The 18,233-nt window shown below is 64.8% G+C and carries 20 protein-coding genes; 12 read left to right on the top strand and 8 right to left on the bottom strand.

Annotated features, from left to right (window positions below):
• The first annotated feature begins 6 nt into the window (after window positions 1–6).
• From mgtE to LZ519_RS08080, 3 genes are all read left to right on the top strand, one after another.
• A complete protein-coding gene (mgtE, locus tag LZ519_RS08070; RefSeq protein ID WP_249868170.1) occupies window positions 7–1,431 on the top strand; it encodes a magnesium transporter in 1,425 nt (474 codons plus the stop codon).
• Window positions 1,432–1,470: 39 nt separating this feature from the next.
• On the top strand, window positions 1,471–1,872 hold the full coding sequence (locus LZ519_RS08075; protein WP_249868171.1) for a DUF1489 family protein: 402 nt from the start codon (window positions 1,471–1,473) through the stop codon (window positions 1,870–1,872).
• Between the two features lie 211 nt (window positions 1,873–2,083).
• Window positions 2,084–2,761 carry a CADD family putative folate metabolism protein gene (locus tag LZ519_RS08080; protein WP_249868172.1) on the top strand — a complete coding sequence of 226 codons (678 nt, stop codon included), beginning with the start codon at window positions 2,084–2,086 and terminating at the stop codon, window positions 2,759–2,761.
• Window positions 2,762–2,765: 4 nt separating this feature from the next.
• On the opposite strand, the gene LZ519_RS08085 is transcribed toward LZ519_RS08080, so the two are convergent.
• The 4 genes from LZ519_RS08085 to dinB form a co-directional block, all read right to left on the bottom strand.
• Window positions 2,766–3,464, bottom strand: a complete 699-nt coding sequence (locus LZ519_RS08085; RefSeq protein ID WP_249868173.1) for a GIN domain-containing protein — start codon at window positions 3,462–3,464, stop codon at window positions 2,766–2,768.
• Between the two features lie 36 nt (window positions 3,465–3,500).
• Window positions 3,501–4,229, bottom strand: a complete 729-nt coding sequence (locus LZ519_RS08090) for a head GIN domain-containing protein (protein WP_249868174.1) — start codon at window positions 4,227–4,229, stop codon at window positions 3,501–3,503.
• A gap of 118 nt (window positions 4,230–4,347) precedes the next feature.
• Window positions 4,348–4,884, bottom strand: coding sequence for a CarD family transcriptional regulator (locus LZ519_RS08095; RefSeq protein WP_249868175.1), 537 nt, complete (start codon window positions 4,882–4,884; stop codon window positions 4,348–4,350).
• Between the two features lie 176 nt (window positions 4,885–5,060).
• Complete coding sequence (gene dinB / locus LZ519_RS08100; protein ID WP_249868176.1) at window positions 5,061–6,173, bottom strand: DNA polymerase IV; 1,113 nt, start codon at window positions 6,171–6,173, stop codon at window positions 5,061–5,063.
• Between dinB and sucC the strand changes: the two genes are divergently transcribed.
• The 4 genes from sucC to LZ519_RS08120 are packed head-to-tail and all read left to right on the top strand — an operon-like array spanning window position 6,172 to window position 9,507.
• Complete coding sequence (gene sucC / locus LZ519_RS08105) at window positions 6,172–7,377, top strand: ADP-forming succinate--CoA ligase subunit beta (RefSeq protein WP_249868177.1); 1,206 nt, start codon at window positions 6,172–6,174, stop codon at window positions 7,375–7,377. The two genes, dinB and sucC, sit on opposite strands and share 2 nt — an antisense overlap.
• Window positions 7,378–7,385: 8 nt before the next feature.
• Window positions 7,386–7,835, top strand: a complete 450-nt coding sequence (locus tag LZ519_RS08110; RefSeq protein WP_489146316.1) for a GFA family protein — start codon at window positions 7,386–7,388, stop codon at window positions 7,833–7,835.
• Entirely contained in the window at window positions 7,832–8,581 is a 750-nt protein-coding gene (locus LZ519_RS08115; RefSeq protein WP_249868179.1) for an electron transfer flavoprotein subunit beta/FixA family protein, read from the top strand. The genes LZ519_RS08110 and LZ519_RS08115 overlap by 4 nt, the downstream gene beginning before the upstream one ends.
• Window positions 8,578–9,507: an electron transfer flavoprotein subunit alpha/FixB family protein gene (locus LZ519_RS08120; RefSeq protein ID WP_249868180.1), complete on the top strand. Its 930-nt coding sequence runs from the start codon at window positions 8,578–8,580 to the stop codon at window positions 9,505–9,507. Before LZ519_RS08115 ends, LZ519_RS08120 begins: the two co-directional genes overlap by 4 nt.
• Here LZ519_RS08120 and LZ519_RS08125 read toward each other — a convergent pair.
• From LZ519_RS08125 to LZ519_RS08140, 4 genes are all read right to left on the bottom strand, one after another.
• The gene (locus LZ519_RS08125) at window positions 9,504–10,505 is read right to left on the bottom strand and encodes a histone deacetylase family protein (RefSeq protein WP_249868181.1); all 1,002 of its coding nucleotides are present in this window, start codon (window positions 10,503–10,505) and stop codon (window positions 9,504–9,506) included. The two genes, LZ519_RS08120 and LZ519_RS08125, sit on opposite strands and share 4 nt — an antisense overlap.
• Entirely contained in the window at window positions 10,505–11,728 is a 1,224-nt protein-coding gene (nhaA, locus tag LZ519_RS08130) for a Na+/H+ antiporter NhaA (protein WP_249868182.1), read from the bottom strand. Before nhaA ends, LZ519_RS08125 begins: the two co-directional genes overlap by 1 nt.
• A gap of 88 nt (window positions 11,729–11,816) precedes the next feature.
• The gene (locus LZ519_RS08135) at window positions 11,817–11,996 is read right to left on the bottom strand and encodes a DUF3008 family protein (protein ID WP_249868183.1); all 180 of its coding nucleotides are present in this window, start codon (window positions 11,994–11,996) and stop codon (window positions 11,817–11,819) included.
• Window positions 11,997–12,044: 48 nt separating this feature from the next.
• Complete coding sequence (locus tag LZ519_RS08140; RefSeq protein ID WP_249868184.1) at window positions 12,045–12,503, bottom strand: YybH family protein; 459 nt, start codon at window positions 12,501–12,503, stop codon at window positions 12,045–12,047.
• An 87-nt stretch (window positions 12,504–12,590) separates the two neighbouring features.
• Here LZ519_RS08140 and scpA point away from each other — a divergent pair, with 87 nt between their 5' ends.
• Genes scpA through LZ519_RS08165 form a run of 5 tightly spaced genes read left to right on the top strand, consistent with a single transcriptional unit; the run spans window position 12,591 to window position 18,206 of the window.
• Entirely contained in the window at window positions 12,591–14,675 is a 2,085-nt protein-coding gene (gene scpA, locus LZ519_RS08145) for a methylmalonyl-CoA mutase (RefSeq protein ID WP_249868185.1), read from the top strand.
• Complete coding sequence (locus tag LZ519_RS08150; RefSeq protein WP_249868186.1) at window positions 14,672–14,866, top strand: hypothetical protein; 195 nt, start codon at window positions 14,672–14,674, stop codon at window positions 14,864–14,866. The genes scpA and LZ519_RS08150 overlap by 4 nt, the downstream gene beginning before the upstream one ends.
• A 33-nt stretch (window positions 14,867–14,899) precedes the next feature.
• A complete protein-coding gene (locus LZ519_RS08155) occupies window positions 14,900–15,361 on the top strand; it encodes a DMT family transporter (protein WP_249868187.1) in 462 nt (153 codons plus the stop codon).
• A complete protein-coding gene (locus tag LZ519_RS08160) occupies window positions 15,358–16,218 on the top strand; it encodes an alpha/beta hydrolase (RefSeq protein ID WP_249868188.1) in 861 nt (286 codons plus the stop codon). Before LZ519_RS08155 ends, LZ519_RS08160 begins: the two co-directional genes overlap by 4 nt.
• Window positions 16,200–18,206, top strand: a complete 2,007-nt coding sequence (locus tag LZ519_RS08165) for an acetyl-CoA carboxylase biotin carboxylase subunit (protein WP_249868189.1) — start codon at window positions 16,200–16,202, stop codon at window positions 18,204–18,206. The genes LZ519_RS08160 and LZ519_RS08165 overlap by 19 nt, the downstream gene beginning before the upstream one ends.
• Window positions 18,207–18,233: the final 27 nt, after the last annotated feature.

Raw genomic sequence — 18,233 nt, forward strand, 5'->3', positions numbered from 1 at the left:
TGGGCAATGGCCGAAAGCGACAAAATCGCAGCCGCCCCCGAAACAGGTGGGCTGGACCCCGGCGCATCCTCCGCAATCGACCACGAAGACCGGCTGCGCCCCGAGTTCGTCGATGAGGTCCTCGACGCCGTCGAAGCGGGCAATGACGAGCGCGCCCGCGAAATGGTTGCCCCGCTCCATCCGGCGGACGTAGCCGACCTGATCGAGCTCGCCGCCCGCGACGAGCGCGACGGGCTGGTCAAGGCGCTCGCCGGTATCGTCGACGCCGACGTCCTCGCCGAGATGAACGAGCACGTCCGCGAGACCTTGCTCGACGCGCTCGGCCCGGACGAGCTGGCGCGGATCGCCGGCGACCTGGAAACCGATGACGCGGTCGCGATCCTCGAGGATCTCGAGGAGCACGAGCAGCGAGCGGTGCTGAGGGCGATGGAGCCGGATGACCGCGCCGCGGTCGAAGAGGCGCTCGCTTACCCGGAAGAATCCGCGGGCCGCCTGATGCAGCGCGACCTGATCGCAGTGCCCGAGCATTGGAAGGTCGGCCGGGTCATCGATTATCTTCGCTCGACCGACGAGCTTCCCACCGACTTCTGGGAAATCTTCGTCGTCGCCGCGAGCCACCATCCGGTCGGCACCTGCAAGCTGTCGACAGTCCTTCGAACCCCGAGATCGACGCCGGTGGTCGACATCATGATGCGCGAGCAGACGCTGATCCCCGTCGACATGGACCAGGAGGACGTCGCTCTTCGCTTCCAGAAATATGCTTTGGTGTCGGCGGCGGTGGTCGACGGCGCCGGGCGGCTGGTCGGAATGATCACCGTCGACGACATCGTCCACATCATTCAGGAGGAAGCGAGCGAGGACGCGCTGCTCCTCTCGGGCGTCGGCGAAGGCGACATCAACGAGCCGGTGGGCGAGAGCTACCGCTCGCGGGTCCGCTGGCTCGCCGCGAACCTCGTCACCGCGCTGGTCGCCGCGACAATCATCCGCCAGTTCACCGGCTCCATCGAGAAGCTGGCCATCCTCGCCGCGCTCGGGCCGATCGTCGCCGGGGTCGGCGGCAATGCCGGCACGCAGACTCTTGCCGTGACGGTGCGAGCCTTTGCAACCAACCAGCTGACCAGCTCCAACCGCTGGCGAGCCGTCGGGCGCGAAATCAGGGTCGCGCTGCTCAACGGAGTCACCATCGCACTGCTGCTCGGAATCGGGGTCAGCCTTGTTCTGAGCAGCCCGTCGCTCGGCTTGGTGATCGGCGCGGCGATGATGACCAATATCGTCACCGCCGGGATGGCCGGAGTGCTGGTCCCGCTGACACTCGAGCGGATGGGCGCCGACCCCGCCGTGGCGAGCAGCATCTTCCTGACGATGATCACCGATTCAATGGGTTACCTGGCCGTTCTCGGCCTCGCCACGGCGAGCGGGATCGTCCACTAAGCGGTTGCGAAACCTGGCCTGGATCGCCACTTCAACGGCGTGCCGAATCTCCATCTGACCAAGGTCGCCTTCGGGTGCCGAGACGCCCAATCGCTCGCCGCGCGCATCGCCGCGCGCTCGTCGGGCGGGGAGCTTCGGGTGGCGACCAGGATGCGCCCGCGGCGTGCGGACGAGCTGGTCGGCGGCAACCTTTACTGGATCGTCAAGCACCGGCTGGTCGGAGGCAATGAAATCCTCCGGCTCGAGGACCGGACCGATGGGCGAATCGACATCGTCTGCTCGGCCGAGTTCGTGCCCGTCACGCCGGCTCACCGGCGCGCTCACCAGGGCTGGCGCTATTTGTCTGAAGAAAATGAGCCAACGGCCGGGGACGACGGATCCGGCCTTACCGGCCTGCCGCCCCGGCTTTACGGCCGATTGGCCGCGCTGGCTTTGGTCTAGGTCTGCCGTTCAGGTTAAAGCAGGACGACCAGAAGGATGATCAGAAGGATAAGTCCGCCGATACCGATATACATGGCTTCACTCCCGTTGTTCTTCGTTCACTACTCAACGAAGATGCTGCGGATCGGTTGCTTCGCCCGTCGCGTCCAGCATCCGCTTGTCGACACATTTGGACGGCCCTATTGCGGTGCAAAATAGCAGGAGGCGCTCCATGACCGACGTTCGTGTTTCCCAGGCAATCGATACGAAGGTCGCCGACCGCGCAATGCTGAGCCACCCTTTCTACCAGGCGTGGACTGAGGGCCGGCTGAGCCTTGACACGCTGCGCGCCTACGCCCGCCAGTATTTCCACCACGTCGAGGCTTTCCCGCGCGCAGTCAGCGCCGTTCACAGCGCCTGCCCTGACCGCGACGGCCGCCGGATGCTCGCCGAGAACCTGGCCGAAGAGGAGGGAATCGAGGCCGGCAAGCAGGATCATGCGACCCTTTGGCTGATGTTCGCTTGCGGGCTCGGGGAGGATGAGCAGTCGGTCCGCTTGCAGAAGCTCAACGGCGAGACCCAGGCGCTAATCGACACCTTCCGCCGGCTGTCTCACCAGTCCTACGCCGCGGGTCTCGGCGCCCTCTACGCGTATGAATCGCAATTCCCCGGGGTTGCGACGGCGAAAATCGAGGGCCTGGTCGACCGTTACGGGATCGCCGACGAGGACACGCTTCGCTTCTTCCGCGTCCACGCGACCGCTGACGTCGAGCACAGCTCGGTCTGCCGCGAGCTTCTCGATCGCCTTCCCGAGGACCAAAAGGCGGAGGCGGTCGCCGCCGGCGAAGAGCTCGCCGGAGCACTCTGGAACTTCCTGTCGGGAGTCGAAGCGACCGCTTCGCTGAACTAGGAGCCTAGCGGCAGCCACTGACGGTCGCCGCCCCGTTCGAATCCACCGTGCAGGCGGGCTTGCCCGCAAGCTCCACGCTGGCTGTGCCGGTGGCGAACACCTTGGCTGTTTCCGTCGCGGTGATCTTGAGGACCGAATCCCCTTCGGCGCTGACGTTCACGTCCTTCGCCGACAGGTTCGCAGCGTCGAACAAGCCGGGCCCGCGAACGCTCGCGTGAACGTTCTTCGCGCTTCCTCCCAGCCTGATCGAGCCGCTTCCGCTGAGGTCGGCTTCGAGCTTGTCCACGCTGAGGTTGGCGACGGAGCCCGACCCGGAGCCCTGCACCGACAGCTGGAACGACAATCCGCGGACCTTGTCCACCGCGACGCTTCCCGCGCCGTTCAGCCAGGCGGCGGTGATGTCGTGCGTTCCGACGTTGATCTCGACCGGTCCCGGACGCTGCCCTGGAAAGCCGCCCCACGCCGAACGGTTTTGCCGGACGATCAGGGTCTGGCCCTGCACCTCGACCGAAACCGCGTCGAGTGCTGCGGGCGTGCCGCTCGCAGTTGCGAACGGCGACACTCCCGTGGTCACTTTGACGCCATAGCCGCCGTCCACCCGCACCCGGGTGAAGTCCGTGACAGTATAGCGGCGCTCCGCCGCGGATGCCGCCGAAGCGACGCCGAGCAGGACAAGAAGCGAGACGAGAAAGCGAAGGCTCATGGCCTCCGCTTTTCGCGCCTCATGGTTAAGACCCCTTTAAGAGCAGTTGACGTTGCCCGAGCCCATCTTCGAAACGGTGCACTTGGCGCCGCCCGTCAGGGTCACGTCGCCCGATCCCATGATGTTGACGTCCGCGCTGGCTGTCGCCTGGCCGGAGATGCTTCCCGAGCCGGCAATCGACGCCTTCGCCACTGCGGCCCTGATGCCGCGAGCGTCGATCCCGCCCGATCCCGCGATACTGTAGTCGGCCTGCGCCGCCTGTCCCGACTGCGCCCGGATGTCGCCCGAGCCGCCGATCGCAAGCTTGAGCGATTGGACGTCTAGCGAGTCGATGGTGAGATCGCCCGATCCGGCGACAGCTCCGTTGAAGTTGTCGCCCTTGACCTTGTCGACGCTGATCCCGCCCGATCCCGCAATGTCGGCGCCGCTAAGCGCCGGCACCGTGACCTGGAGCGTCGCGCTGCCGTTGCTGTGCGAGCCCCAGTTGAACAGGCCGTGATGCTCCTTCGTGTGGATGACCAGGCGATCGCCTTTGACCTCGACCACCAGCCGGTCGAGAAGCTTCGACGGACCGCTTGCCGAAACCGAGGGTGCCGAGCCGGTCCGCACTTGGACGTCGAACGGGCCCGCAACTTGGATTCGCTCGAAGCCTCCGACCTGATAGCTGCGCTTCGTCATCGGCCCGCCATCCTCGGCGCGGCTCTGCCCGCAACCCGCTGCGGCCAACGCCGCCACCGCAATCCCGATCAGCACTGTCTTGCGCATCTTGCGTCTCCTGAACTGTATTAGATACACAATACAGCACTCGGATCGTGAAGCGCAAGCGCAAAAGAAAAGGGCGCCCGGTGAGGGGCGCCCTTTGCAAATTCGTTGAGAGAAGCGCTTACGCGACTTCCTCCTTGGGCTTGTGGTGGATCACCGCCGCCTTGTTCAGGATGTCGAGGATCTGGGCAAGCGCCGACTTCTCGTCGGTCTGCTCCATCGCGCCGAGCTCCCGCGCCAGGCGCGAGGAAGCGGCCTCGAAAATCTGCCGCTCCGAATAGCTCTGCTCGGGAGCGTCGTCCGGGCGGAAGAGGTCGCGGACCACTTCGGCGATCGACGTCAGGTCGCCCGAGTTGATCTTCGCTTCATATTCCTGCGCGCGGCGCGACCACATGGTGCGCTTTACCTTCGGCTTGCCCTTCAGCGTGTCGAGAGCGTCCTTCATCGTCTTGTCGGACGACAGCTTGCGCATCCCGACAGAGTCCGCCTTGTTGACCGGCACCCTCAGCGTCATCTTCTCTTTCTCGAAGCGAAGAACGTAGAGGTCGAGGCGGGTCCCGGCGATTTCCGTGCTCTGCAGTTCTACGACGCGGCCGACACCGTGCTTGGGGTAAACAACATAATCACCGACGTCGAAGCTCAAAGCCTTGGCAGCCATTCGTATACCTTCCTGTCTAACGGCGAACGGAGCCGACACATTGCGTATCGTCCCCCAAAACGACACCTGCCCCTAGGAACAATGGGTCGTGGCTCGTCGCCTGTTAAGGTTCCTGCTGTGGTCGGCCGCTGCGGAACCGCGGCGGCCTCTGTTACGATTTTATATCAGAACTTACCCTAAATTGCGAGTCTGAGCTGCTGCGGTTCATCGAACCTGTCCGCCAGATTGTGGAGACCAAGCCCCAGAAGCCGGATTCCCTTTGGAACGGGCAGCAGCGACTGGAGCAACGACTGCCCGGCCGCGGCGAATTTCGGGAGGTCGGGCACGCCGTCCGGAAAGCTCTTCGAGCGGGTAATCAGGCTGAAGTCGCCATATTTGACCTTGAGCGTGACGGTCCGTCCGACGACCTCCGCCCGCTCGACCCGCGCCCAGGCGTAACCCGCGACCCGCTCAAGCTCGACGGAAAGCCTCTGCGGCTCACTCAAATCTTCGTCGAAGGTCCGTTCGGCGCTGACCGACTTGTACGGCCGGTCCGCCTTCACCTCCCGATCGTCAATGCCGCGGCAGATCCGGTGATACCAGGATCCCGAGCTGCCGAACCGCGCCTCGAGCTCGGGCAGGCTCCATGCCCGCAAGTCCGCGCCGGTCAAGATTCCCAGCGCCTCCATCTTCTTCGCGGTCACCGGCCCGACGCCATGGAAGCGGGCGACCGGGAGGGAAGCGACAAACTCCGCCCCCTGCTCTGGACGGATCACCGTCAGCCCGTCGGGCTTGCGATAGTCGGAGGCGAGCTTGGCGATGAACTTGCAATAGGAGACGCCGGCGGACGCGGTCAGAGCCGTCTCCTCGCGAATCCGGCGGCGGATGTCCTCGGCGACCGCGCGTGCGCTGCCCAGGCCACGGCGGTCCTCGGTCACGTCCAGATAGGCCTCGTCCAGGCTCAACGGTTCCACCAGCTCCGTGTAATCGGCGAAGATCGCGCGGATCTGGTTCGACACTTCGCGATAGGCGTCGAATCGCGGCTTCACGAAGATGAGGTCGGGGCATTTACGCTTGGCGGTGACCGACGGCATCGCCGAGCGTATGCCGAACTTCCGCGCCTCATAGCTTGCTGCCGCGACGACTCCCCGGTGCCCTCCGCCTACCGCGACAGGGAGCCCGCGAAGCGCGGGATTATCGCGCTGCTCCACCGACGCGTAGAAGGCGTCCATGTCGACATGGATGATCTTGCGGAGAGGTCGCTCGTCACTTTGCATCGCAGCAAGCTTCTGATTAAGGGCCAGCGCCATGAACATCCACGAATATCAGGCGAAAGAGCTGCTCGCGAAGTTCGGGGTGCCGGTTCCCGCCGGCCATGCCGCGATGAGCGTCGATGAGGCGGTCGAAGCCGCGAAGAAGCTTCCCGGACCCCTGTGGGTCGTGAAGGCGCAAATCCACGCCGGCGGCCGGGGCAAGGGCAAGTTCAAGGAACTTCCCGAAGGCTCTAAGGGCGGCGTCCGCCTCGCTCATTCGATCGACGAGGTTCGCGAGCATTCCGCCGAGATGCTCGGCAAGACCCTGGTCACCGTTCAGACCGGCCCGGCCGGAAAGCAGGTCCAGCGGCTCTACATCACCGATGGCGTCGATATCGAAAAGGAATTCTACCTGGCCCTCCTGGTCGACCGGGAATCGGGCCGGATTGCCATCGTCGCCTCGACCGAAGGCGGAATGGACATCGAGACGGTCGCTCACGAAACGCCCGAGAAGATCCGAACGATTACAGTCGATCCAGCAACCGGGCTGATGCCGCATCATGGACGCGCGGTCGCCGCCGCGCTGGGCCTTTCAGGCGACCTCGCCAAGCAGTGCGGCAAGACTCTTGCCAAGCTCTACGAGGCCTTCCTCGGCACCGACGCCTCACAGATCGAGGTCAACCCGCTGGCGGTCACCGACAAGGGCGAGCTCCTCGTCCTCGACGCCAAGGTCGGCTTCGACAACAACGCCGAGTTCCGCCACCCGGACCTCGAGCAGCTTCGCGACCTGAGCGAAGAGGATCCGATGGAGATCGAGGCGTCGAAATACGACCTCGCCTACATCAAGCTCGACGGCAACATCGGCTGCATGGTCAACGGCGCCGGCCTTGCGATGGCGACGATGGACATCATCAAGCTCAACGGTGCCGAGCCCGCCAACTTCCTCGACGTCGGCGGCGGAGCTTCGAAGGAGAAGGTCACCGCTGCCTTCAAGATCATCCTGTCCGATCCGCGGGTCGAAGGCATCCTGGTCAACATCTTCGGCGGGATCATGCGCTGCGACATCATTGCGGAGGGTATCGTCGCGGCCGCCCGCGAGATGGACATCAAGGTTCCGCTCGTCGTCCGCCTCGAAGGCACGAACGTCCAGCAGGGCAAGGACATCCTCGCGTCCAGCGGGCTCGCAATCATCCCAGCTGACGACCTCGGCGACGCCGCACGCAAGGTCGTCGCGCAAGTGAAGCAGGCGGTCCCTGCTTGAGTGGGGATTTGCATTCCGGCCAGTGCCGATGCGGCGCCGTCCGTATCCAGGCATCGGGCGCTCCGCTCATCACGATGGCTTGCCATTGCACAGGCTGCCAGCGAATGACGGGAGGAGCATTCTCCCTGAGCAGCTTCTATCCGGCGGACCGCTTTACGGTGACCGATGGCAGAACGGTTCGCGGCGGCCTGAAGGCCGGTCCGGACCATCAGTTCTGCCCCGAGTGCATGAGCTGGATGTTCACGACCGCCAAGGAAATCGAGGGCTTCGTCAACGTGCGCTCGTCAATGTTCGACGACGCGAAGAAGCACAGGCCTTACGTCGAGATGTTCCTGGCCGAGGCCATGCCGGGCGCAACGTCCGGAGCAGTTCGCTCTTACGAAGGCTTTCCCAAGGAAAACGAGTTCCCCGGGCTGATCGCGGATTATGCCGAGTGGGATGGAAGGATGATGGCATGAAACTTCTCGTCGCGGTCAAGCGCGTGATCGACTTCAACGTGAAGCCGCGGGTCAAGATGGACGGCTCCGGAGTAGACCTCGCCAACGTCAAGATGAGCATGAACCCGTTCGACGAGATCGCCGTCGAGGAAGCCATCCGGCTGAAGGAAAAGGGTGTCGCCACCGAGATTGTTGCGGTGTCGATCGGTCCGGCGAAGGCGCAGGAGACATTGAGAACCGCGCTGGCGATGGGGGCCGATCGCGCGATCCTCGTGCAGACCGACGAAGAGGTGGAGCCGCTCGGAGTCGCCAAGATCCTCGCGAAGATCGCCGAGGAGGAAAAGCCCGAGATGATCGTTCTGGGCAAGCAGGCAATCGACGACGACAATAATGCGACCGGCCAGATGCTGGCCGCATTGCTCGGCTGGCCGCAGGGCACATTCGCGTCGAAGGTCGAGGCCGGCGATGGCAAGGTGAAGGTCACCCGCGAAGTCGACGGCGGGCTCGAGACCGAGGAGCTGAAGGTGCCTGCGGTCGTCACCACCGACCTCCGTCTCAACGAGCCGCGCTACGCGTCGCTGCCCAACATCATGAAGGCCAAGTCTAAGCCGCTTGCGACCAAGACTCCGGACGAGCTTGGAGTCGACATCGGGCGGCGGCTGGAAGTCCTGAAGGTAGCCGAGCCGCCCAAGCGCCAGGCGGGAATCAAGGTCGGGTCGGTCGACGAGCTTGTCGAGCGCCTCAAGGGCATGGGGATTGCGAAATGAGCGTACTCGTACTCGTCGAGCATGACGGAAAAAGCGTCCGCGACGCGACCCTCGCCACCGTCACCGCGGCCTCGAAGCTTGGCGAAGTCCATGCGTTGGTCGTCGGGGCCAACGTCGCCTCGGTGGCCGACGAAGCGGGGAAGATCGCCGGCGTGTCCAAGGTTCTCCTCGCCGATGCCGCTCACCTCGATCACGAGCTTCCCGAGGAAGTGGCGCCGGTCGCTGCAAAGCTGATCGCGGGCTATGACGCGTTCGTGGTCCCCGCGACGACGACGGGCAAGAACATCGCGCCGCGTGTCGCTGCATTGCTCGACGTGATGCAGATCACCGACATCCTCTCCGTCGAAGGGCCCGACACCTTCACTCGCCCGATCTACGCAGGCAACGCCATTGCGACGGTCAAGTCGAGCGATGCCAAGAAGGTGATCACCGTCCGAACGACGGCGTTCGAAAAGGCGGCGCGCGAGGGCGGAAGTGCAAGCGTCGAGAAGGTCGACGGCGGGCAGCCCGCGGGCCTCAGCAGCTTCGTCGGTCTCGAGGCATCCGAGAGCGAGCGGCCGGAACTGACCAGCGCCAAGGTCATCGTCTCGGGCGGCCGAGCGTTCGGATCGAGCGGCGACTTCCACAAGCTCCTCGACCCGCTCGCCGACAAGCTCGGCGCGGCGGTGGGAGCAAGCCGCGCCGCGGTCGACGCGGGCTATGCCCCCAACGACTACCAGGTCGGCCAGACCGGCAAGATCGTCGCCCCCGAAGTCTACATCGCCATCGGCATTTCAGGCGCGATCCAGCACCTCGCAGGAATGAAGGATTCGAAGGTCATCGTTGCCATCAACAAGGACGAGGAAGCCCCGATCTTCCAGGTGGCGGACATCGGCCTGGTCGGCGATCTGTTCAAGATCGTCCCGGAGCTGACCGAAAAGCTTTAAAAACCGCTCAGGAATTCGGCGACGTTGGCGCCGAGTGCCTCGACCGCATAGCCGCCTTCCATCAGCACTAGCGTCGGCAGACCGGCGCTCGCGATCCGGGTGGAAATCGATCGGTAATCGGCGGTTTCGAGCTGGAAATGGCTGATCGGATCGCCGCCCCACGTGTCGGCTCCGAACGACACGATCAGAAGGTCGGGCGCTGAATTGCCTAGCCCATCGAGCGCTGTGCCGAGTGCCCGTTCGTACTCCGGCCAGCGGGTCCCGCGTACCAGCGGAAGATTGAGATTGGCGCCCGCCCCGTCACCCTCTCCAGTTTCGTCGGCGCGACCCCAGAAGAAGGGATAATCGGTCGCTGGGTCAGCGTGGATCGAGGCGAAGAAGACGTCGGAGCGCGAGTAGAAGATGTCCTGCGTCCCGTTGCCATGGTGATAGTCCACATCGAGGATTGCGACGCGCTCGCGGCCGCTCGCAAGCGCGGCTTCGGCGGCGATTGCCGCATTGTTCAGGTAACAATAGCCGCCGAAATAATCCGACCCGGAGTGGTGGCCCGGTGGCCGGCACAGGCCGAAGGCGCCGCCCTCGTCGAGCGTAGCATGAAGCGCGGCGAGCGCGGTCTGCGCGCTCCAGTAAGCGGCCTCCCACGTCCCCGGCCCGATGGGCGACGACGTATCGAACCCGTAATAGCCGAGCGATGCGTCGATCCTGTCGAACGCCTGCGGCCGGCGGCGCACGATCGGGAAGCTGTACGGGAAGGCGTCGCCTTCGCGGCCGGCCGTCACCCACTGCTCATGAGCTGACCGGAGGAAGTCGAGGTAATCCGCCGAATGTACGCGCTGCAGCGGCTCAATTCCGCGATCGTCAGGCAATTCGGTTGCGCCGATGGCGTCCAGCATCGCGTCGATGCGCCCGCGATGCTCCGCCGCGGCGTGCATCTTCCCATTGAAGAATTCTCCCTGCGGAACATGCGCCCGCTGCCGCTCATCCCAGAAGCATCGCATCAGCCCGCCTCACCCTGCGTCCCGCCCTCGAAATCCCCTGCGAAAATCTCTCGCGCTTCTGCGCGGTCGTCCTCGGCGACGAACGGCTTGGAGAAGTAGAGGACTGCCCATCCTGCCAGCCCGGCGAGGAGCGACCCGACGATCGTGCCCAGCCTGGCCGAATCGACGAGGTCGGGATCGTTGAACGCAAGCGCTCCGATGAACAGGCTCATGGTGAAGCCTACGCCGGTCAAAAGCGCCGCACCGTAAATCTGGATCCACGGTGTCGAGGGCTTGCGAGTCGCGATCCCGAGCCTCACCATCAGCCAGATCGAGCCGAAAACGCCGGCCTGCTTGCCGATGAAAAGGCCGGCGATAATGGCCAGCGGCACGGGCTGCAGCACCTCGCCGAAGCCGCCTATGTGGACGCCGGCGCTGGCGAGTCCGAAGAGCGGCATGATCCCAAGCATCACCCATGGGTGAATCGCATGTTCGAGACGCTTGAGCGGCGACTGCTCCTCGCCTCGGCCGAGAGGAATCGTCAGCGCGGCAAGCACGCCCGAGATGGTCGCATGCACGCCGCTTGCGAGCATCGCGACCCACAGCGCTACGAACGCGATCATATAGGGAAAAAGGCGACGCACTCCGAGCAGGTTCATCATCGCCATCAGCCCGACGATTGCGACGGCTGCCGCGATGGCGAAGGCATCGAGACTCGCGGTGTAGACGAGTGCGATGATGATCACCGCACCGATGTCGTCGATGACTGCGATTGCGACGAGGACGAGCTTCAGCGAGGGGTTGGCGCTCTTGCCCAGCAGAGCCAGGATTCCGACCGCGAACGCAATGTCGGTCGCCGACGGTATCGCCCAGCCGCGGATCACCGCCGGATCGGCCCCGGTGACCGCGAGATAAACCATCGCTGGGACCGCCATTCCCGCCGCGGCCGCTATGATCGGCAGACGTCGCTCGGCCGCGGTCGACAAGCGCCCGTCATACCACTCGCGCTTCACCTCCAGCCCGACGAGCAGGAAGAAAACGGCCATTAATCCGTCGGCGATCCATTCGTGAAGCGAGAGGACGCCAAGACGCGGAAGCGCGGGTCCGAGCCTCGTTTCGAGCAGCGAGTGATAGGGACCGGCAAGGCCGCTGTTGGCGATCAGCAGAGCCGCCGCCGCCGCTGCCATCAGGAAGATCCCAGCGAGTTTCTCTCGGCTCTGAACCTCGTCCGGACCGCTTGCCATCCAAGCGTTCTAGCCGGGCGCGCCACGATGGAAAGGCCCGCCGCCCATCAGTGGTACGGCGGGCCTTTCCATCGATGGAGACCAGCACCTAGCTGGCGTGCTCGGGCTTACCCTTGCGCTTGGTCGACGCCATCTTGTGGAGCTCTTTTTCGCTCATCGACATCATCGACTTCGACGCGCCCTTCAGTTCGCTCTTGGGCGTATCGCCGCGCTTCGCCGACAAAGCGGCACCGGCGGCCTTTTGCTGCGCTTTCGATTTGGCAGGCATGGCGTTTCTCCTCTGCGGGTTAAACGCTCGAGCCCTTCCCAGGCTTCCTCAGAATGCGATGTTGCGGGTGATCAGCCAGACGGATGCCTGCCGATGCCAGACCGTGAGAAAACGGCCAAGCGACTTCTTCGTCACGCCCGCATCGGTTTTCACGGTCGCCGAGGCCGATCCCCATTCGTAGACGTCATCGGCATCGGCGGCGACGCGGCCGTCGCTTCTCGCCGATGCTTCCAGAATCCGCGCGCTCTTCGGACGCGCGGCGTACATCGCCCGGATCGCTGCCTTGCCGACGGTCACCTTCCCGTCCGGGCCGATGAAGATCCCGTCCTCCGCATAAGGAGCGCTCAGCGCATCCGGATCGCCCGACACTACCGCCGTGCCCCATTCCGAGTTGGCGCGGTCGATGAAAGGTGCGGCCTGAGCGACGACGGGATCGACTTGCGGCGCTGTAGCGAGAGCCGGGAACGTTGCGGCCAGCAGGCCGGGAAGGAGGATTGCGTGCTTCATGCCAGGAACTCCACGCGGGGACTCGGGGACGCCGGCGTGCCTCACCCACTCCCGAAATGCAAAATGCCCTGCTAGAGCCAGCGGCCGATGGCAGACGATACCACCCGCGACACGCCCGAAGGCATTCGCCTCAAAGCGGTCTACCGGCCTGAGGATTCCGCGGGGATCGATAGCGGCCTGCCCGGGCAGCCGCCTTATACGCGCGGCCCTTATGCGACGATGTACGCCGGCCGGCCTTGGACGATCCGCCAATATGCGGGGTTCTCGACCGCGGAAGAATCGAACGCCTTCTATCGCCGCAACCTGAAGGCCGGACAGAAGGGCCTCAGCGTCGCCTTCGATCTCGCCACCCACCGCGGCTACGACAGCGACAATCCGCGCGTCGCCGGCGATGTCGGAATGGCGGGCGTCGCAATCGATAGCGTCGAGGACATGAAGCTGCTGTTCGACGGAATCCCGCTCGACACGATGAGCGTGTCGATGACCATGAACGGCGCGGTGCTTCCCATCATGGCCTTCTTCATCGTCGCCGGCGAGGAACAGGGCGTCCCCCACGACAAGCTCAACGGCACGATCCAGAACGACATTTTGAAGGAGTTCGCGGTCCGCAACACCTACATCTACCCGCCCGAGCCAAGCATGCGGATCGTCGCCGACGTGATCGCTTATTGCGCCCGCGAGATGCCGAAGTTCAATTCGATCTCGATCAGCGGCTATCACATGCACGAGGCCGGGGCGACGGCGGTGCAGGAGCTTGCCTACACGCTGGCCGACGGCATGGAATATGTCCGTGTCGCGCAGTCGCAGGGCCTGGAGATCGACGAATTCGCGGGCCGGCTGAGCTTCTTTTTCGGCATCGGAATGAACCTATTCATGGAGGTCGCGAAGCTGCGCGCCGCGCGGACGCTCTGGCACCGGATCATGACGGACCTTGGAGCCAAGACCGACCGGTCGAAGATGCTCCGGACGCATTGCCAGACATCGGGCGTGAGCCTGACCGAGCAGGACGCGTACAACAACATCGTGCGGACTACGATCGAGGCGCTGGCGGCCGTGCTCGGCGGCACGCAGTCGCTGCACACCAACAGCTTTGACGAAGCCATCGCGCTGCCGACCGATTTCAGCGCGCGGATCGCCCGCAACACGCAGCTGATCCTCGCCGAGGAGAGCGGCGTGACAGCGGTCGCCGACCCGCTCGGCGGAAGCTGGTACGTCGAGAAGCTGACTCGAGAGCTCGAGGAAAAAGCCTGGGCTTTGATCGAGGAGGTCGAGGCGCATGGCGGGATGACCAAGGCGGTCGCGGAAGGCCTGCCGAAGCATCGCATCGAGGAGGCCGCAGCAGCGCGCGCGGCGAAGGTCGATACGGGCGAGACGGTGATCGTTGGCGTCAACCGTTACCAGCCGGAAAACGAGCCCGAGCACGACATCCTCGAGGTCGACAATGCGAAGGTGCGCGCCGGCCAGATCGCGCGGCTGGAGAAGGTGCGCGCGAACCGCGATGAGGGCCAGGTTCGCGCGGCGCTGGATGCGCTCGAAGCCGGCGCGAGGGGCGATGGGAATTTGCTGGCGCTCAGCGTCGAGGCGGCGCGGGCGCGGGCCACTCTGGGCGAGATTTCCGATGCGCTGGAGCGCGCGTTCGGCCGCTACGATACGGTGCCCGAGCCGGTGCGCGGGATCTACGGCAAGGCGCGCGGCGACGCGCGTTGGAAGGCCGCCGAGCAGGGGACGCAATCGGTCGCTCAGCGCCTCGGCCGACGCCCGCGAATTCTCGTCGCCAAGATGGGGCAGGACGGGCATGATCGAGGCGCGAACCTCGTCTCCTCGGCCTTTACCGATTTGGGCTTCGATGTGATCCCAGGTCCACTGTTCCAGACCCCACGCGAAACCGCCGAGATGGCGGTCGCGAAGGACGTCGACGTCGTGGGCGCGAGCTCGCTCGCCGCTGGCCACCGGACCCTCATCCCGGAGATGATCGAGGCGCTCAAGGAGATGGGCCGCGCCGACATCAAGGTGGTCGCGGGCGGGGTCATCCCGCCGCAGGATTATGCCGCGCTTCGAGCCGCGGGTGTCCAAGCGATCTTCGGCCCCGGTACCAACCTCGCCGACGCCGCCGACGAAGTGCTTCGCCTGCTCGGCCACAACCGCCCGCCGCTGGATGAGGCGGCGGAGTGACGAAGCGCATCGCCGTCACTGCTGCAGTAACTTTGTTGGTTTGGTTCGCTTGGTGGTTCTTTGGCGTCATGCTCGTCTGGTCGCTGTTCGCCGTCTCGCCTGCCGTTGCTGACATTGCCGGCGTGGTCTGGTGGATAGGTGTTGTTGCTATCCCACCGCTGGTCTGGCTCAGATTTAAACATGTTCAGTAAAATCCTGACCGCCAATCGCGACGAGGCAGCCGAATGAATCCGTCCGCCGGTGCGAGCTTCACGGCCATCGCATTGATGATGATCGTCGTCGGCATGGGCATTCCCGTCACGGCCGCGCTCAACGCTGGGCTCGGCACGCACATCCAGAGTCCCGTCACGGCGAGCGTGATCCTGTTCGCGGTCGGCCTGGTGATGACCGCGCTGGTCCTCGCGTTCGTCGGGCTGCCGTCGCGCGGAGTCTTCACGGGCCTTTCCCCCTGGTATTATCTCGCGGCGCTCGGCGTCGTTTTCTACGTCCTGTCCGTGACCTGGTCGGCGCCGAAGATCGGTGTCGGCAACGCGATCTTCTTCGTCCTGCTGGGCCAGCTAGTCGCCGCCGCGATCATCGATCATTTCGGCCTGTTCGGAGCGGTGAAATCTACGCTGACCATGCAGCGCGGTATCGGGCTGGTCGTAATGGCGGTCGGCGTCTACCTGGCTAAGAAGCCGGTATGAACCGGATCGCGATTGCGCTCCTTGCACTCTGCATAGCAGGTTCCGCGCAGTCGCAGCCGGCGACGCCGCCGGAGCCGATCGTCATCGGCAATTCGCTGCATCTGAAATCGAGCGCGCTCGGCGAAGACCGCACGATCAACGTCGTTCTTCCGGCGAGCTATTGGAAGGAAACGGTGAAGCGCTTTCCGGTACTCTACCTGATCGACGGCGGGGTCGATCAGGACCTGCTCCACGTCGCCGGAGTGCTCCAGCTCAACTCCGCCTGGGGCCGCTCGAGCGAAGCGATATTGGTCGGCATCGCGACCAAGGACCGTCGACGCGAACTGACCGGAGTCACGCACGATCCGGAGCTGCTGAAGAAATATCCGACGGCCGGATCGTCGGCTAAGTTCCGCGCCTTCATCCGCGACGAGGTCAAGCCGCTGGTAGAGCGATCCTACCGCACCAACGGCTATGACGCGGTCATCGGCGAGTCGCTCGCTGGCTTGTTCATCCTCGAAACCTATGCCGACGAGCCGGGCCTGTTCGACGCCTATGGCGCGATCAGCCCCAGCCTGTGGTGGGACAAGGAGGCGCTGTCGAAGCGCGTAGCCCCGACGCTTGGCTCGCGGCAGGAAGGCCGGCGTCTCTATTTCGCCGTCGCCGACGAAGGGGCCGAGATGCGCGCCGCCGACGACCGCGTTGCCGCCGCGTTGAAGGCAAAAGCCCGCGGCTGGTGCTTCAACGTGCGCAACGACCTTGCCCATTCGACGATTTACCAGCAGTTGACGCCGCAGGCTCTGCAGTTCCTTCTGCCGCCGGCAGAGGCGCCGCCACCCGAGTTCGGTTTCGAGGTCCAATGTTCTCAAAGATCCTGATCGCCAACCGCGGCGAGATTGCGTGCCGGGTGATGCGCACGGCGAAGCGCATGGGCATCAAGACGGTCGCCGTTTATTCCGATGCCGACGCTCGCGCGCCGCACGTGCTGATGGCGGACGAGGCGGTGCGGATCGGCCCGCCGCCAGCATCCGAATCCTACCTCAAGGCCGAGCTGATCATCGACGCGTGCAAGGCGACGGGCGCCGAGGCGGTGCATCCGGGCTACGGCTTCCTTTCGGAACGCGAGAGCTTCGCCAAGGCGCTCAAGAAAGCCGGGATCACCTTCATCGGCCCCCCGCCCAAGGCCATTGCCGCGATGGGCGACAAGATCGAGTCGAAGAAGCTGGCTAGAGATGCGGGCGTCAACATCGTCCCCGGCTATCTCGACGACATCACCACCACCAAGGACGCGCTGAAGATCGCCAAGGACATCGGCTATCCGGTGATGATGAAGGCGTCGGCCGGCGGCGGCGGCAAGGGCATGCGGCTCGCCTGGAACGAGACCGACGTCCGCGAAGGCTTCGACAGCGTGAAGCGCGAGGGGCTCAACAGCTTCGGCGACGACCGCGTGTTCATCGAGAAGTTCATCGAGCAGCCGCGTCATATCGAGATCCAGGTGCTCGGCGACCAGCACGGCAACGTCCTCTATCTGGGCGAGCGCGAATGCTCGATTCAGCGCCGCCATCAGAAGGTGGTCGAGGAAGCGCCGTCGCCGTTCGTCACGCCCGAAATGCGCCGGGCGATGGGCGAACAGGCGGTCGCCCTCGCCAAGGCTGTCGGATATTACTCGGCGGGCACGGTCGAGCTGATCGTCTCCGGCGCCGACCCGACCGGCAAGAGCTTCTACTTCCTGGAGATGAACACCCGACTCCAGGTCGAGCATCCGGTGACCGAGGAAGTGACTGGCCTCGACCTGGTCGAGCAGATGATCCGCGTCGCGGCCGGCGAGAAGCTCGCCTTCAGCCAGGACGACGTGAAGCTCGACGGCTGGGCTGTGGAAACGCGAGTCTATGCCGAGGACCCGTACCGCGGGTTCCTTCCCAGCACCGGGCGACTGACCCGCTACACGCGGCCTGCCCGCGCGGACGGCGACATCAGGGTCCGCGTCGACGACGGGGTCACCGAAGGCTCCGAGATCAGCATGTTCTACGACCCGATGGTTGCCAAGCTGATCACCTGGGGACCAAACCGCGAAGCCGCCATCGACGCGCAGATCGCGGCGCTCGACGCGTTCGAGCTCGACGGCATCGGCGACAATGTCGACTTTCTCACGGCGCTGATGCAGCACCCGCGCTATCGGTCGGGCGACATCACCACCAACTTCATCGCCGAGGAATATCCGGAAGGATTCACCGGCGCTCCGGCGAACGCGGAACTGCTGTCCGACATTGCGGTGATCGGCGGAATGATCGGGGCGATCAGCGATGAACGCGCCGCGGGTGTCGACCATCAGCTTGGCCCACCGGTCGTGCCGCCCTCCGAGCGGGTTGTCATCGTCGACGGCGATCAGCACAAGGTGCGGATCAAGCCCTATGAGGGCGGGACGCTCGCGGTCGTGAACGGCGGCGAGCTGATCGACGTGATCGCTCGCTGGTCCCCGGGACAACGGCTGTTGTCCGCAAGCATCGACGGCCGGATGCGCACCGTGAAGGTGATGAAGAACGGCCGCGGCTGGACGCTCAACACTCGCGGCGCGAGCCACAGGGTCCAGGTGCTTCCGCCGCACGTCGCCGAGCTTTCGAAGCACATGATCGAAAAGCCGGCGCCGGACCTGTCGCGGCTTTTGCTCGCGCCGATGCCGGGGCTGCTCACGAAGCTCGACGTCGCGGTCGGCGACAAGGTCGAGCCGGGCCAGCCGGTCGCGGTGATGGAAGCGATGAAGATGGAGAATATCCTCCGAGCGCCCAAGGCGGCGACGGTCAAGGCGACCCCGGCCATGGCCGGCGACAGCCTCGCGGTCAATCAGGTCATCGTTGAGTTTGAGTGAGCGCGAACCAACTACTGTCGCTCGCGG

The organism is Sphingomonas anseongensis (assembly GCF_023516495.1).
Lineage (GTDB): Bacteria > Pseudomonadota > Alphaproteobacteria > Sphingomonadales > Sphingomonadaceae > Sphingomicrobium > Sphingomicrobium anseongensis.